Origin of the sequence: Cellulomonas sp. JH27-2 (assembly GCF_014837175.1) — a bacterium.
In the GTDB taxonomy this organism is placed as follows: Bacteria; Actinomycetota; Actinomycetes; order Actinomycetales; family Cellulomonadaceae; genus Cellulomonas.
This window is the reverse complement of the sequence record NZ_JACYFR010000003.1, coordinates 38,505-51,468: the sequence shown is the minus strand read 5'-3', so window position 1 is coordinate 51,468 and position 12,964 is coordinate 38,505. Positions and strand designations below refer to the sequence as shown.

The 12,964-nt window shown below is 72.7% G+C and carries 11 protein-coding genes and 2 riboswitches; of the genes, 6 read left to right on the top strand and 5 right to left on the bottom strand.

Annotated features, from left to right (window positions below; all coding sequences use genetic code 11):
- The first annotated feature begins 16 nt into the window (after window positions 1-16).
- The 6 genes from IC607_RS09305 to IC607_RS09280 all read left to right on the top strand — a co-directional run bounded on the left by IC607_RS09305 (window position 17) and on the right by IC607_RS09280 (window position 7,125).
- The gene (locus IC607_RS09305) at window positions 17-1,087 is read left to right on the top strand and encodes a TetR family transcriptional regulator (RefSeq protein WP_191787119.1); all 1,071 of its coding nucleotides are present in this window, start codon (window positions 17-19) and stop codon (window positions 1,085-1,087) included.
- 91 nt (window positions 1,088-1,178) lie between these two features.
- Window positions 1,179-1,769 carry a DNA-3-methyladenine glycosylase I gene (locus IC607_RS09300; protein ID WP_191787118.1) on the top strand — a complete coding sequence of 197 codons (591 nt, stop codon included), beginning with the start codon at window positions 1,179-1,181 and terminating at the stop codon, window positions 1,767-1,769.
- A gap of 205 nt (window positions 1,770-1,974) precedes the next feature.
- Window positions 1,975-2,184, top strand: coding sequence for a hypothetical protein (locus IC607_RS09295; RefSeq protein ID WP_191787117.1), 210 nt, complete (start codon window positions 1,975-1,977; stop codon window positions 2,182-2,184).
- A 198-nt stretch (window positions 2,185-2,382) separates the two neighbouring features.
- Window positions 2,383-2,478: riboswitch (SAM riboswitch) on the top strand.
- Between the two features lie 45 nt (window positions 2,479-2,523).
- Entirely contained in the window at window positions 2,524-3,543 is a 1,020-nt protein-coding gene (locus IC607_RS09290; RefSeq protein WP_191787116.1) for a methylenetetrahydrofolate reductase, read from the top strand.
- A gap of 4 nt (window positions 3,544-3,547) precedes the next feature.
- Window positions 3,548-5,869 (top strand): 5-methyltetrahydropteroyltriglutamate--homocysteine S-methyltransferase, encoded by a 2,322-nt coding sequence (gene metE, locus IC607_RS09285; RefSeq protein WP_191787115.1) that lies wholly within the window; start codon window positions 3,548-3,550, stop codon window positions 5,867-5,869.
- Window positions 5,870-5,994: 125 nt separating this feature from the next.
- Window positions 5,995-7,125 (top strand): MalY/PatB family protein, encoded by a 1,131-nt coding sequence (locus IC607_RS09280; protein ID WP_370526110.1) that lies wholly within the window; start codon window positions 5,995-5,997, stop codon window positions 7,123-7,125.
- Here the strand turns inward: IC607_RS09280 and IC607_RS09275 are convergent.
- The 5 genes from IC607_RS09275 to gcvP all read right to left on the bottom strand — a co-directional run bounded on the left by IC607_RS09275 (window position 7,122) and on the right by gcvP (window position 12,596).
- A complete protein-coding gene (locus IC607_RS09275) occupies window positions 7,122-7,529 on the bottom strand; it encodes a (deoxy)nucleoside triphosphate pyrophosphohydrolase (protein ID WP_191787114.1) in 408 nt (135 codons plus the stop codon). The two genes, IC607_RS09280 and IC607_RS09275, sit on opposite strands and share 4 nt — an antisense overlap.
- A 14-nt stretch (window positions 7,530-7,543) precedes the next feature.
- Window positions 7,544-7,777, bottom strand: a complete 234-nt coding sequence (locus IC607_RS09270) for a LuxR C-terminal-related transcriptional regulator (protein WP_191787113.1) — start codon at window positions 7,775-7,777, stop codon at window positions 7,544-7,546.
- 259 nt (window positions 7,778-8,036) lie between these two features.
- Window positions 8,037-8,411: a glycine cleavage system protein GcvH gene (gcvH, locus tag IC607_RS09265; RefSeq protein ID WP_191787112.1), complete on the bottom strand. Its 375-nt coding sequence runs from the start codon at window positions 8,409-8,411 to the stop codon at window positions 8,037-8,039.
- Window positions 8,412-8,436: 25 nt separating this feature from the next.
- Entirely contained in the window at window positions 8,437-9,579 is a 1,143-nt protein-coding gene (gcvT, locus tag IC607_RS09260) for a glycine cleavage system aminomethyltransferase GcvT (RefSeq protein WP_370526109.1), read from the bottom strand.
- A gap of 29 nt (window positions 9,580-9,608) precedes the next feature.
- A complete protein-coding gene (gene gcvP, locus IC607_RS09255; RefSeq protein ID WP_191787110.1) occupies window positions 9,609-12,596 on the bottom strand; it encodes an aminomethyl-transferring glycine dehydrogenase in 2,988 nt (995 codons plus the stop codon).
- 183 nt (window positions 12,597-12,779) lie between these two features.
- A riboswitch (glycine riboswitch) is annotated at window positions 12,780-12,874 on the bottom strand.
- Window positions 12,875-12,964 lie beyond the last annotated feature (90 nt).

Genomic DNA, 12,964 nt, shown 5'->3' with positions numbered 1-12,964 from the left:
AGGGATGGGAGGCGACGTGTCCGACGACGACGTGACCGACGAGCAGCAGGACCCGACCGCGCAGCGGGAGGCCGACGACGCTCGTCGGGAGGCCGAGGCCCTGCGCCGCGACCGGGAGAAGGCCGACCGTCAGGTGGCCAAGGAGACCGAGCGCGCCCGCCGGGACCAGGAGCGTGCCGACCGCGAGGCCGCCAAGGAGGTCGAACGCCTGCAGAAGGAGGCGCGCAACGCCGCGCGCGAGGCCGGGAAGGCTCTGCGCGAGGCGGAGCAGGCCGAGCGCCAGGCCGCGCTGGCCCGTCAGCGCGCCGCACGCGAGGCCGAGAAGGCCCGCCGCCAGGCCCAGCGGGCGGACCCCGACGGGGCCGCGAGCGCGCCCGCCGACCTGCCCGCCGACGTCGCCGTGCTGTGGCGCACCCCCGCGCCCGCACGCCGAGGACCCCGCCCAGGACTCTCGCTCGACCAGATCGCCGACGCCGCCATCACGCTCGCCGACGCCGAGGGCATCGACGCGGTGTCCATGGCCCGCCTCGCCGAGTCGCTCGGCTTCACCACCATGTCCCTCTACCGGTACGTCGCCTCCAAGGATGAGGTGCTGATGCTGATGTCGGACCGGGCGGCGGGTCGACCGCCCGTCGTCGGCCCCGAGGTGGGGGACTGGCGCGCGCGGCTCGAGGTGCTGCTGGGGCTCTCCGCGCCGGTGCTGCGCCAGCACCCGTGGATGAGCCGGACCAGCACGTTGCTGTTCGCGGTGGGGCCCAACCGCCTGGCGTGGATGGAGCAGATGCTGGCCGCGCTCGAGGGGACGGCGTTGTCCGAGGGGGCGAAGCTCGCCGCGGTCGGGGCGCTGAGCAGCCACCAGCTCGAGTGGGCGCGGCAGGTCGACGCACGGGCGTCGCGTGCGGCCTCGTCCGGCGGGACGGACGCCGTCATCGGGCGTCTCGTCGACCCGGTGGCGCACCCCGCGATGGCCCGCGTGGTCGCGGCCGGCGTGCTCGACGAGAGCGACGACGTGGGCGACGACGGGCTCGACTTCGGCACGCGCCTCATCCTCGACGGCATCGGGGCGCTGGTCGACGGCGCCCGCTGAGCCGACCACAGCCCACGGCCTCGGGCGGTCCGTCCACAGATCGAGCCGCTGCGCAGGCGTCGTGTCGGGGGTCGGGGGCAGACTCGCGGGCATGGATCTCGCCATCGACGCACCCGCGCTTCACGCCGTCCGCTGCTTCGGCGAGGGCAACGCGCTCTATGAGGAGTACCACGACCACGAGTGGGGCGTGCCGGTGCACGACGAGCACGCGCTGCTCGAGCGCGTCGCGCTCGAGGGGTTCCAGTCCGGGCTCGCGTGGATCACGGTGCTGCGCAAGCGACCGGCCTTCCGCACGGCGTTCGACGACTTCGACGCCGAGGTCGTGGCTGAGTACGGCGACGACGACGTCGAGCGACTCATGTCGGACGCCTCGATCGTCCGCAACCGGGCCAAGATCGAGGCCACCATCGCCAACGCCCGCGCGCTGCGCGCCCTGCACGCCGCCGGCGGGTCCCTGGACCAGGTGATGTGGTCGTTCGCGCCGGCGCGCGCCGAGCACGTCCGGCCCGCCACGTGGGCCGACGTCCCCGCGACGACCGCCGAGTCCAAGGCGCTCGCCAAGGAGCTCAAGGGGCTCGGCTTCCGGTTCATCGGGCCGACCACCGCCTACGCCGCGATGCAGGCCTGCGGGATCGTCGACGACCACCTCGCCACCTGCCCCGTGGTGACCGGCCACTGGTGACGGGCCCGTGGTGACCGGCTCGTGGGCGACGGCCTCGTGGGCGACGGGCCGACTACCTGCGGGTTCGCCGGCGATGGGCCGATCGGGTGTCCGCGGGAGCGATCAGGCCGGGCGGTGAGCGTGGACGAAGCATCCATTAGTCCGCTCGGGTGATGTTGCCCGTACGGGTTCTTTCCTCGCAGGTGCCGGGGTTAGCCTGCCGCGCATGACCGATCTGCCCCGCAACGACGCCGGCGACGACGCCGCGCGCGTACGCGAGGTGCTCGGCGGCGCGTCGGCCCCCGACGCCTCGATCCTCGCCGCCGTCCAGGACGGGCTGATGTCCGTTCCCGCCGGTTCGCCCAGCTCCTGGTTCGACGTCCCGTCGCAGCGCCAGCGCCCCCAGACGATCACCGCGCCCCGCCGCCAGATCTGACCAGCCGAGCGCGGCATCCGCGCCACGTGTGCTGCCTTCCTGCCGCTGTTCGAACGAAAAGCAGCACACGAGCGGGCTGCCGCGGCCCGGTCCGGCCCGACGCTTCGCCCCGGGACGCGCGGCGCCGCGGTGCGGACTCGTTCATCTCACGTACCGAGAAGTCTTGCCCAGCATGCGAGAGCGTGGTTACCCTTCACGCAACCATCCAGAGCGGCCGAGAGACCTGGCTCATTGACGCCGCAGCAACCCCCTTCGCGACGAGGGTGTGGGTGCTTCCGCCAGGACCGATGGAGTGATCATGTCGCAGACCTCGTGTCTGAGCGCCACCCGGCAGGCGTCGTGAGCGCCGCCACCGTGGAGACCCGCACGCCCGCCGCCCATGCCGCGACCGCGCGGTCGACGGCCTCGGTGGACCGCCCGACGGTGTCGTTCGAGCTGTTCCCCCCGCGCAACCCGGCTGCCGCACCCAAGCTCTGGGAGACGGTGCGCGCGCTGGAGCAGGCGCGGCCCGACTTCGTGTCCGTGACCTACGGGGCGTCCGGCAAGACGCGGGAGACGAGCCGCGCGATGGTGCGGCGCCTCCTGCAGGAGACGACGCTCAACCCGATCGCGCACCTGACCTGCGTGGGTACCAGCCGCGACGAGATCACGCAGATCGTGGGCGAGTTCCTGGACGAGGGCGTGCGCTCGTTCCTGGCCCTGCGCGGGGACCCGCCGTCGGACCAGGTGGACTGGCAGCCGCACGCGGACGGCGTCGACACCGCCGGCGCGCTGGTCGAGCTGCTGCGCGACATCGAGTCGCAGCGCTGCACCGCGAGCCCGTCGCAGGCGGTGCGCGCCCGGGTGCGCCCGCTGTCGATCGCCGTCGCCGCCTTCCCGCGCGGGAACGCGGCCACCGGTGGGACGCGTGCGCAGGACGTCGCGTCGCTGCTGGCCAAGCAGGAGGCCGGTGCCGACTTCGCGATCACGCAGGTCTTCTACGAGGCCGAGGCGTACCTGGGCCTGGTCGCCGAGGCGCGCGAGGCCGGCGTGGTCATCCCGATCATCCCGGGGATCATCCCGACGACGGACCCGGCGCGGCTCTCGCGCGTCGCCGAGCTCACCGGTGTCCCGGTCCCGCGCGACCTGCTGGACCTGCTGGGCAGCGCCGACGACGAGCTCGAGCAGCACCGGCGCGGCACGCGCGCGGGCGTCGACCTGATCAACGGCGTCCTGGACGGCGGGGCACCCGGCGTCCACCTCTACACGTTCAACAAGCACCACGCCGCCATCGACCTGCTCGAGGGCGCACAGCTGCTGGGCACGGCCCGCGGCACCGATGACACAGCACCGCACGCAACGACAACTCCCGAAGGCTGAACCCATGAGCAACGTCCCCCAGTTCCCGGCCGGCTCCGTCCTGGGCTACCCCCGCATCGGCCCCCGCCGCGAGCTCAAGAAGGCCATCGAGGCATTCTGGGCCGGCAGGTCGTCGGCCGACGAGGTCGAGGTGACCGCCGCCGAGCTGCGGCGCCACACCCGCACGCGCCTGGCCGAGCTGGGCCTGCCCACCGACGTCCCGGCGATCCCGAGCGCGTTCTCGTTCTACGACCACGTGCTCGACGCGACTGCCGTCGTCGGCGCGGTGCCGGCCCGCTTCGCGGACCTCGTCGGTGCCGACGGCGCGCTCGACCTGGCCGGCTACTCGACCGTGGCCCGCGGCCGCGGCGACGACCTGCCGCTCGAGATGACCAAGTGGTTCGACACCAACTACCACTACCTGGTCCCCGAGATCGGCCCGGAGACGACGTTCCGCTACTCGTCGGACCGCCCGGTCCGCGAGTTCGCCGAGGCGCTGGCCGACGGCGTGGTCACGCGTCCCGTCATCGTCGGCCCGGTCACGTACCTGGCGCTGGCGAAGGCGACCGAGGGCTCGCCCGAGGACTTCTCGCCGATCGACCGCCTGGCCGACCTGGTCCCCGTCTACGCGCAGCTCCTGTCCGAGCTCGCCGCCGCCGGGGCCACCTGGGTGCAGCTCGAGGAGCCGGCGCTCGTGTCCGACACGATCGACGTCCCGACCGAGCGTCTGCTCGCCGCCGTCGTCGAGGCGTACAACGCCCTGACTGCCGTGGAGAACCGCCCCGCGATCTTCATCGCCGCTCCCTACGGCGACCTGGGCGCCGCGCTGCCGGTGCTCGCGGCCACCGACGTCGAGGCCATCGGCATCGACCTGGTCCGCGGCGGCGTCCCCACCGAGGCGGTCCCCGGCCTGGGGAGCAAGACGCTCGTCGCCGGTGTCATCGACGGCCACAACATCTGGCGCGCGGACCTGGACGCCAAGCTCGCGATCCTCGAGAGCCTGGAGAACCTGGGCGCCGCGGCCGTCACCGTCGGCACGTCGACGTCGCTGTTCCACGTCCCGCACACCACGGCCGACGAGCCGAACCTCGACGCGACGCTGAAGACCTGGCTCGCCTTCGCCGACGAGAAGGTCCGCGAGGTCGTCGTGCTGGCCGAGGGTCTGACCGAGGGCCGCGAGGCCATCCACGAGCAGCTCCTCGAGGCGTCCGACGCCGTGAACAGCCGCAAGACGGCACCCGGCGTGGTCCGCCCCGAGGTGCGCGAGCGCGCCGCCGCGCTGACGTCGGACGCGTTCACGCGCGGCGACTTCGACGCCCGCAAGAAGGCTCAGGCTGCCCGCCTCGAGCTGCCCCCGCTGCCGACGACGACGATCGGCTCGTTCCCGCAGACCCCCGAGATCCGCAAGGCGCGCGCCGCGCACGGCAAGGGCGAGCTGACGGACGAGCAGTACACCGACGAGATGAAGGCGGAGGTGCGCCGCGTCGTCGAGCTGCAGGAGGGCATCGGCCTGGACGTGCTGGTGCACGGCGAGCCCGAGCGCAACGACATGGTGCAGTACTTCGCGGAGAACCTGGACGGGTTCGCCGTGACGACCAACGGCTGGGTGCAGTCGTACGGCTCGCGCTGCACGCGTCCGTCGATCCTGTGGGGCGATGTGTCGCGGCCCGCGCCGATCACGGTCGAGTGGGCGCAGTACGCGCAGTCGCTCACCGAGAAGTGGATGAAGGGCATGCTCACCGGCCCGGTGACGATCCTGGCCTGGTCGTTCGTGCGCGACGACCAGCCGCTGGGCGACACCGCCAACCAGGTGGCCCTGGCCCTGCGCGACGAGATCGCCGACCTGGAGGCCGCGGGCATCGCGATCATCCAGGTCGACGAGCCCGCCATCCGCGAGCTGCTCCCGCTGCGCCGTGAGGACCACAAGGCGTACCTGGACTGGTCGGTCGCGTCGTTCCGCCTGGCCACGGCCGGCGTGCGCGAGGACACCCAGATCCACACGCACCTGTGCTACTCCGAGTTCGGCCAGATCATGGACGCGATCGACGGCCTCGACGCCGACGTGACGTCGATCGAGGCGGCCCGCTCGAAGATGGAGATCCTGGCGGACATCGTCAAGGCCGGCTACCCGCGCGCCGTGGGCCCGGGTGTCTACGACATCCACTCGCCGCGCGTCCCGTCCGAGGCCGAGGTCACCGAGCTGCTCTCCGAGGCGGTCAACGTGATCGACGTCGACCAGCTCTGGGTCAACCCGGACTGCGGCCTCAAGACCCGCCGCTACGAGGAGGTCACCCCCTCGCTCGAGCGCATCCTGGCCGCGACGCGCACGGTCCGCGCCACGCTCTGACGTCGGCACCGGCCTGACCCGACGGCCCCGGCCCGCCCCACGGCGGACCGGGGCCGTCGGCGTTCCGCCCCGCCGCCCGGGACGCCCGGGTGTGCCACCGGGCGAGTGGGAGATAGCGTCGCAGGGTGACGATCTTCGACCAGGTCAGCCTCGACGACCTCCGCGCCCGGACCAGCATCAAGTGGCGCGCGTACCCCGACGACGTGCTGCCGTGCTTCGTGGCCGAGATGGACGTGCCGCAGGCCGAACCCGTGATCCGCGCCGTGACGGACGCGATACGGGTCGGCGACACGGGCTACGACACCCCCACGGCCTATGCGGAGGCGCTGGCACCCTTCGCGGAGCAGCGGTGGGGCTGGCAGATCGACGTCGCCGCGTGCCGCACGGTGCCCGACGTGATGAACGGGATCGTCGAGGTGCTGCGGCTGTGCACCGACCCCGGCGACGCCGTGGTCATCAACCCGCCGGTCTACCCGCCGTTCACGTCGTTCCCCGAGCACGCCGGACGCCGCCTCGTGCACGCGCCGCTGGCGGGCGGTCGGCTGGACCTGGGTGCGCTGGAGCGCGCGTTCGCGCTGGCCACGGCTGGTGGCCGCCGGGCGGCGTACGTCCTGTGCCACCCGCACAACCCGACCGGGACGGTGCACACGGCCGACGAGCTGCGCGCGGTCGGCGAGCTCGCCCGTTCCGCGGGCGTCACCGTGATCGCCGACGAGATCCACGCCCCGGTGGTACTGGACGGGACGTTCACCCCGACCACCACCGTGATCCCCGAGGCGATCGCCTTCCACTCCGCGTCGAAGGCGTTCAACCTGGCAGGCCTGCGTGCCGCGGTCGCCGTGCCCGGCGCGGCGACGGACCTGGAGCGGCTGCCGGAGGTCGTCGGGCACGGGGTCATGCACCTCGGCACGGTCGCGCACGCGGCCGCCTACCGCGAGGGCGGTGCGTGGCTCGACGACCTGCTCGACGACCTGCGCGCCAACCGCGACCTGCTGCAGGGCCTGCTGGCGGAGCAGGTCCCCGCGGCACGCTGGCAGCAGCGCGAGGGCACCTACTTCGCGTGGATCGACCTGAGCGGCGCCGCGACCGCGGAGGAGCCGGCCACGACTCTGCTGCACCGTGGCCGCCTCGCGGTGAACCCCGGACTGACGTTCGGCGCGGAGGGGACCGGGTTCGTGCGCCTCAACTTCGCGGCGTCGACGGCGACGCTCACCGAGGCCGTCCGGCGGATGGCGCACGCCCTGGCGGAGGGCTAGCGCGCGATCGCTTCGACGATGCGGACGTCGGCGTCCAGCCACGGCACGGTGAGCCACTCGCCGGGCGCGAGCCAGCGCAGCTCGTCGTGCTCCACCAACGGCTGCGGCTGCCCAGCCGCGAGCACGGCGAACCACAACCGCATCACGTAGGTGTCGGTGAGCCGCCAGAGCCCCTCGTCGGGCCCGACGACCTCGTCACCCAGCCTGACGCGCACCCCCAGCTCCTCGCGGAGCTCGCGGTGCAGCGCGTCGACCGGCGCCTCGCCTGCGTCGACCTTGCCGCCCGGGAACTCCCACCGCCCCGCCAGGGAGGCGGGGACGGTGCGCCGGGCGGCCAGCAGCTGCTGCGGTTCGTCGAGGTCGTCCACGATGGCGGCCGCGACGACGAGAACAGGTGCTGTCATGCAGGTGGTGATGGTCAGCGGATGCCGTGCTCGATCGCCCAGGCCACTGCCTCCGAGCGGGTCGACACGCCGATCTTGCGGTACACGCTGCGGACCTGCGACTTCACGGTGTTGCGGGTGACGAACAGCCGGGTCGCGATCTCCTCGAGGGTGACGTCCTCGCCGAGCTCGGCCAGCACGACACGCTCACGGCGGGTCAGCGATCCTGTGGCGGCCGACAGGTCGGCGCGAGTCTCCAGGATGGTCATCTTGTCCTCCGGTTCTGACGTGTTCCCGGCGGGCTGTGCCGGGACCACGGTGGGGCTGAGTACCGGATGAGAGCTGCTGCTCGAGCGGCTATGACGCCACTTTCCGCATCAATCTCGATCTGCCTCGTGCCCCCACCGCGGCGTGTGTTCTGCCGTCAACAATGAACCGCTGTCGCCCGCAGAGATACAGCCTGCGGAGGATTCACCCGATCGGACGGGCCCAATTACCCCGTACGAGGAGGCTTCGTGCTATGCGGTCTCAGCCCGCGGACTGATCCCGGTACTCGTCGGCCGTCAGGGTCGGACCCGTCTCCGTGACGTCGACACGCAGCAGCCAACCGGCACCGAACGGGTCCGTGTTCACCAGTGAAGGGTCGTCGATCGCCGCCTGGTTGACCTCGACAACCGTACCGCTCACGGGCGAGAAAAGCTCCGAGACGGACTTGGTGGACTCGATCTCCCCGATGACCGCTCCCGCGGCCAGGCTCTCGCCGGCGGCGGGCAGCTCGAGGTAGACGATGTCGCCGAGCGCGTCGGCGGCCACGGACGTGATGCCGACGGTGGCCGGCGTCGCGTCGTCGAGCCACTCGTGCTCGGCGGTGTAGTGGAGGTTGGCGGGCAGCTCGACGCTCATGGGTGCTTCTCTCTGGGCGAGTGGACTATCGAGGACGACGGTAGAAGGGAAGGGGCACGACGCGCACCTGTTCTCCCCGGCCGCGGACGTCGACGAGCAGCTCGGTGCCCTCGTCGGCCTGGTCCGGCGACACGTACGCCATGGCGACGGGGTGACCGAGCGTGGGAGACGGCGCCCCGGACGTGACCTCGCCGACGACCTCGCCGGCCGGGGTCGTGACCGGGTAGCCGTGCCGTGCCGCACGTCGGCCCAGGCCCTGCAGGCCGACGAGACGCCGCGTGGGCGTCACGTCCGTGAGGGCCTCGCGCCCGACGAAGGGCAGCGGATTGCCCTCGTCGTCGACCTTGTCGAGCTTGACGACCCGTCCCAGACCGGCGTCGTGCGGCGTGGTGGTGCGGTCCAGCTCGTTGCCGTACAGCGGCATGCCGGCCTCGAGACGCAGGCTGTCGCGGGCGGACAGCCCGGCGGGAACGAGGCCGAGCGGCGTGCCCGCCTCGAGGAGCGAGCGCCACAGCGCGGGGGCGGCGTCGGCCGCGACGAAGAGCTCGAACCCGTCCTCGCCCGTGTAGCCGGTCCGCGCGACGAGCGCCGGGATGCCGGCCACCGTCGCCTCCACCGCGGCGTAGTACTTGAGCGCTGCCACGGCCTCGGCGTCGGGGGTGAGCCCGGTGACGATCTCCTGCGCGCGCGGGCCCTGGACCGCGATCAGTGCGGTGGTGAGCGAACCGTCCGCCAGCAGCGCGTCGCCGTGCAGACGCTCGGCCAGCGCATCACGGACGGTGGCGACGTTGGAGGCGTTCGCGACGACGAGGTAGCGGTCGTCGGTCAGGCGGTAGACGACGAGGTCGTCGAGCACCCCGCCGTCCTCGGCGCAGATCATGGTGTAGCGCGCGCGGCCCGGGGCCAGCGCCGACAGGTTCCCGACGAGCGCGCGGTCGAGGGCCCGCCCGGCGTCCGCCCCCGCGACCTCCAGCTCGCCCATGTGCGACAGGTCGAACAGGCCTGCCGCCGTGCGCACGGCCTGGTGCTCGGCGATGTCGGACGAGTACCGCAGCGGCATCTGCCAGCCCGCGAAGCTCGTCAGCGCGGCGCCGAGCGCGACGTGCTCGTCGTGCAGGGGGGACAGAATGTCGGCGGCCGGGCTGTCGACGGGCTGGTCCTCGGTCACTTCGCTCTCCTTGGTGGCGTCCGGCGTGGTCATTCCGCGAACGCCTCGACCGGCGGGCACGAGCAGACGAGGTTGCGGTCGCCGCGCGCGCCGTCGATGCGACGCACGGGCGGCCAGTACTTCCCGGCCCGCAGGCTGGCCAGCGGGAACGCGGCCTTCTCGCGGCCGTACGCGTGCTCCCAGGAGTCCGACGATACCGACGCGGCCGTGTGCGGGGCACCCCTCAGCGGGGAATCCTCGACCGTCCACGTGCCGTCGCTGATCTGGTCGATCTCGCCACGGATGGCGATCAACGCGTCGACGAACCGGTCCAGCTCGCCCAGGTCCTCGGACTCGGTGGGCTCGACCATGAGCGTCCCGGCCACCGGGAAGCTGAGCGTCGGCGCGTGGAACCCGTAGTCCATGAGGCGCTTGGCGACGTCCTCGGCCGTGACGCCGGTCGCCTTGGTGATCTCGCGCAGGTCCAGGATGCACTCGTGCGCGACGAGCCCGCCGGGTCCGGTGTAGAGCACGGGGAAGTGCTCGTGCAGGCGCGTGGCCAGGTAGTTCGCGGCCAGCACGGCGGTCTCGGTGGCAGCCTTGAGCCCGTCGGGACCCATGAGCGCGACGTACGCCCAGGAGATCGGCAGGATCCCCGCGGACCCCCACGGCGCAGCGCTGACCGGCACAACCCGAGCGTCCGAGGAAGTGGCCGTTATGGCAACCACTTCCTCGGACGCTGCGTGAGCCGGGGTCGGGTCGCCCGGGAGGAAGGGCGCCAGGTGGGCCGCCACCGCGACCGGGCCCACACCGGGACCGCCGCCGCCGTGCGGGATGCAGAACGTCTTGTGCAGGTTGAGGTGGCTGACGTCGCCGCCGAACTGGCCGGGCTTGGCCAGCCCGACGAGCGCGTTGAGGTTGGCGCCGTCGATGTACACCTGGCCACCGGCATTGTGTACGAGGTCGCACACCTCGCGCACGTGCTCCTCGTAGACGCCGTGCGTAGACGGGTAGGTGATCATGATCGCCGCGACGCTCGGGCCGTGCTGGTCGAGCTTGGCGCGCAGGTCGTCGAGCAGGATCTCACCGTCGTCGGCCGTGGCGACCACCACGACGCGCATCCCCGCGAGCGCCGCCGACGCCGCGTTGGTGCCGTGCGCGCTGGCCGGGATGAGGCAGACGTCGCGGTGCTCGCCGTGGCTCTCGTGGTACGCCTTGATCGCCAGCAGACCGGCGAACTCGCCCTGCGAACCGCCGTTGGGCTGCACCGACACCGCGGCGTAGCCCGTGATCTCCGCGAGCCAGTCCTGCAGCTGCGTGACGAGCTCGGCGTAGCCCTGCGTCTGGTCGGCGGGGGCGTACGGGTGGATGCCCGCGAACTCCGGCCACGAGATGGGCTCCATCTCGACCGTCGCGTTGAGCTTCATGGTGCACGAGCCCAGCGGGATCATCGTGCGGTCGAGCGCCAGGTCCTTGTCGGAGAGCGTGCGCAGGTAGCGCAGCATCGCCGTCTCGCTGCGGTGCAGGTGGAAGACGGGGTGCGTCATGTACGCGTCGGTGCGCAGGGCCCACTCGGGCAGGTCGACGGCCTGGATGGCGCGCTGGACGAACGCGTAGTCGGTCGGGCCGTCGGGGGCGACCTCGACGCTCGTCACGCCCGCGTGGATGAACGCGCGCAGGACCGCGGTGATCGTCGCCTCGGTGGTCACCTCGTCGCACGCGATCTGCACGTGGTCGTCGTCGGGCGCCCAGACGTTGACGCCCTCGGCGACGGCTGCCGCCACGACCGCGCGCGCACGGCCGGGGACCGCGGTGCGGACGGTGTCGAAGTGGACGTCGTGCTCGACGACGACACCCAGGCTTTCCAGGGTGCTGGCGAGCGATCGCGCGAGGCCGTGGACGCGCTCGGCGATCTGACGCAGGCCGTCGGGGCCGTGGTAGACGGCGTACATCGACGCGACGATGGCAAGCAGCGCCTGCGCGGTGCAGATGTTGCTGGTCGCCTTCTCGCGGCGGATGTGCTGCTCACGGGTCTGCAGCGCGAGGCGGTAGGCGGGGGCGCCGTCGGCGTCGACGGACACGCCGACGAGCCGGCCGGGCAGCATCCGCTCGAGGCCGGAGCGAACCGCCATGAACGCGGCGTGCGGGCCGCCGCCGAACAGCGGGACGCCGAATCGCTGGGCGGAGCCGACGGAGACGTCGGCCCCCAGCGTTCCGGGGCTCGTCAGGAGCGTGAGGGCGAGCAGGTCGGCGGCGACGGTGACGAGCGCGCCGCGCTCCTTCGCGGCGGCGATCACCGGCGCGAGGTCGCGCACCTCGCCGGACGCGGCGACCTGCTGCACGACGACGCCGATCAGGTCGCCGTCCACGTCGGGCAGCCCCTTGCTCAGGTCCGCCACCACGACCGGCAGCCCGATGGCCTGCGCGCGGCCCAGCGTCACGGCGAGCGACTGGCCGAAGAGCTGGTCGTCGAGCACGACCGTGCCGGCCTTGTTGCGCTGGCCGCGCCACATGAGCGCGACGGCCTCGGCCACGGCGGTCGCCTCGTCGAGCAGGGAGGCGTTGGCGATGTCCAGGCCGGTCAGGTCCGTGACCATGGTCTGGAAGTTGAGCAGCGCCTCGAGCCGACCCTGGCTGATCTCCGGCTGGTAGGGCGTGTACGCGGTGTACCAGGCCGGGCTCTCGAGCACGTTGCGGCGGATGACGGCCGGCGTGATCGTGTCGGAGTAGCCCTGGCCGATCATCGGGCGCAGCACCTGGTTCCTGGCGGCGATCGCCCGCAGCGCGGCCAGGACCTCGACCTCGGAGCGGGCGGCGGGCAGGTCCAGCGGGGCGTCTGTGCGGATGCTCGCGGGGACGGCGGCATCGACGAGCGCATCGAGGGACTCGTACCCGACCGTGGCCAGCATGCGCGCCGTCTCCGTGCCACGCGGGCCGATGTGGCGGTCGGCGAACTCGGGAGCGGCGGGGGTGTGCTCGACCGCCGTGAGGGCGACGGACTCGGCGCTGATCGGCGGGATGAACTGGGGATTCGTCACGTGCTGCTCCGCTGGGGTCGTCCGGCAGACGCCGGGACGGACGATGGGGCTCCCCGCTCTGTCATCCGTGCGCGGGCGCACGACCTGAGAGTTTTGCCGGTCCGCCATTGCCGTGTCAGGGGCTCGGGGCGCGCCGGCTTGCACCGTCGGTGGGCCCGTCGCCGGGCCGCTTTCCAGAGTTGCCTCGCCGCGGCGGTACAGGGGCCTGAGAGATTCCCGGGGAGGGTTGCTCCTTCGGCGTCCCGCCACACGTGCGGGAGCTCTCCCGCCGCGGTTCGAGCAGCGTGTTCAGTTGTCGGGCTAGCGTACCCGCCGCCTGCCGACGGCGGACCGTCGGACCGTTGCGCGAGATGCTTGCCGGTCGCCGC